The organism is Mesorhizobium sp. M7A.F.Ca.CA.002.05.1.1, assembly GCF_003998335.1.
Lineage (GTDB): Bacteria > Pseudomonadota > Alphaproteobacteria > Rhizobiales > Rhizobiaceae > Mesorhizobium.
Genome location: NZ_RZQI01000967.1, coordinates 1 through 2,159, shown reverse-complemented (window position 1 = coordinate 2,159; position 2,159 = coordinate 1). Strand labels below are relative to the sequence as shown.

The 2,159-nt window shown below is 62.0% G+C and carries 2 protein-coding genes; both read right to left on the bottom strand.

The annotated features are described in order from the left end of the window. Nucleotides 1-94: 94 nt before the first annotated feature. Nucleotides 95-1,495: a pyruvate dehydrogenase complex E1 component subunit beta gene (locus EN939_RS31240; RefSeq protein ID WP_127271464.1), complete on the bottom strand. Its 1,401-nt coding sequence runs from the start codon at nt 1,493-1,495 to the stop codon at nt 95-97. Between the two features lie 15 nt (nt 1,496-1,510). Further along, the coding region (locus EN939_RS31235) for a thiamine pyrophosphate-dependent enzyme (protein WP_245473233.1) at nt 1,511-2,159 on the bottom strand (649 nt) is incomplete at its 5' end.

The window sequence follows — 2,159 nt, the reverse complement described above, 5'->3', positions numbered from 1 at the left end:
CTTTCACAAGCCACTTGGACAGATTGCCCTCTTCCATCGTGGGCGACAGGGCCGGCATGGTGATGTTGATTGGCATTTTGTCCTCCCGCCCGGTTCAGCGATACGTGACGGCTTTGACCGCCTCGATGACTTCGCCGACATTCGGCAACGCCAGCTTCTCGAGGTTCGCCGCATAAGGCATCGGCACATCCTTGCCGGCGATGGTGATGACCGGCGCGTCAAGAAAATCGAAGGCGCGCTGCGACACCTGGTTGGCGATATGGTCGCCGACCGAGTTCTGCGGATAACCTTCCTCCACCACCACCAGGCGGTTGGTCTTCTTGACCGAGGCGATGATGGTGTCGAGATCGAGCGGCCGGATCGTGCGCAAGTCGATGATCTCGGCATCGATGCCAAGGCCACGCAGTTCCGCTTCAGCCTTGACCGCATAGGTCATGCCGATGCCGAAGGAGACGATGGTGACGTCCTTGCCTGATTTATGGATGCGCGCCTTGCCGATCGGCAGCACGAAATCGTCGAGCTTCGGTACGTCGAAGGACTGACCGTAGAGGATTTCATTCTCGAGGAAGATGATCGGATTGGGATCGCGGATCGCAGCCTTCAACAAGCCCTTGGCGTCAGCGGCGGTGTAGGGCATCACCACTTTCAGGCCCGGAATGTGGCTGTACCAGGCGGCATAGCACTGCGAGTGCTGAGCGGCGACGCGTGCGGCGGCACCGTTCGGTCCACGGAACACGATCGGCGCGCCCATCTGGCCGCCGGACATATAGAGCGTCTTGGCGGCCGAGTTGATGATCTGGTCGATCGCCTGCATGGCGAAGTTGAAGGTCATGAACTCGACGATCGGCTTCAGGCCGGCCATCGCCGCACCCACGCCAACGCCGGCAAAGCCATGCTCGGTGATCGGCGTGTCGACGACGCGCCGCGGCCCGAATTCCTGCAGCAGGCCTTGCGTGATCTTGTAGGCGCCCTGGTATTCGGCAACCTCCTCGCCCATGACGAAGACATCGCCGTCGCGGCGCATTTCCTCGGCCATCGCATCGCGCAGCGCTTCGCGCACCGTGGTCGAGACCATTTCCGTGCCGGCCGGAATGTCCGGATCGGCGGCGATTTCCGACTTCGGAGCAGCAGCCACCGGCGCAGCCGGCTTTGCGGCCTCCGCCTTATCCTCTGCCGCCGCCGGAGCCTCTGCCTTTGCAGGCGCTTCCGCCTTGGCGGGCGCCGCGGCCTTGCCGATATCCCCGGCACTTTCGCCGTCCTGTAGCAGCACGGCGATCGGTGTGTTGACCTTGACGCCTTCGGTACCGGCGGCGATCAGGATCTTGCCCAGCGTGCCTTCGTCAACGGCTTCGACTTCCATCGTCGCCTTGTCGGTCTCGATCTCGGCGATGACGTCGCCGGCGACGACTTTGTCGCCCTCGTTCTTCAACCACTTCGAAAGATTGCCCTCTTCCATGGTCGGCGAGAGAGCGGGCATGAGAATTTCGATCGGCATGTCCTTGCCCTCCCGTTACAATACGATATCGGTCCAGAGCTCGGACGGATCCGGCTCCGCGTCGTTCTGGGCAAATTCGGCGGCATCCGCGACAATGTCGCGGACCTCCTTGTCGATGGTCTTGAGCTCGTCCTCGGTCGCCCACTTCTTTTCCATCAGCCGTGCCTTGACCTGCTCGATCGGATCATGGTCCGAGCGCATCTTCTGCACTTCTTCCTTCGAGCGGTATTTCGCCGGGTCGGACATCGAGTGACCGCGATAGCGGTAGGTCTGCATTTCGAGAATGATCGGCCCGTTGCCGGCGCGGCACCATTCGGTCGCCTGGTCGCCGGCGGCCTTGACGGCGCGGACATCCATGCCGTCGACCTGGATGCCGGGAATCTTGAACGAGGCGCCACGGTGCGAAAAATTGGTTTCCGCCGAAGAGCGCGACACCGAGGTGCCCATGGCATAGCGGTTGTTCTCGATGATGTAGATCACCGGCAGCTTCCACAGCGAGGCCATGTTGAAGCTTTCATAGACCTGGCCCTGGTTGGCCGCGCCATCGCCGAAATAGGTCAGCGAAACATTGTTGTTGTCGCGGTAGCGGTTGGCGAAGGCCAAGCCCGTGCCGAGCGACACCTGCGCGCCGACGATGCCGTGGCCGCCGTAAAAGTGCTTTTCC

Excerpts from the sequence above, each read along its gene's own strand:
- EN939_RS31240 (WP_127271464.1), bottom strand. The coding sequence starts at position 1,495 with ATGCCGATCGAAATTCTCATGCCCGCTCTCTCGCCGACCATGGAAGAG.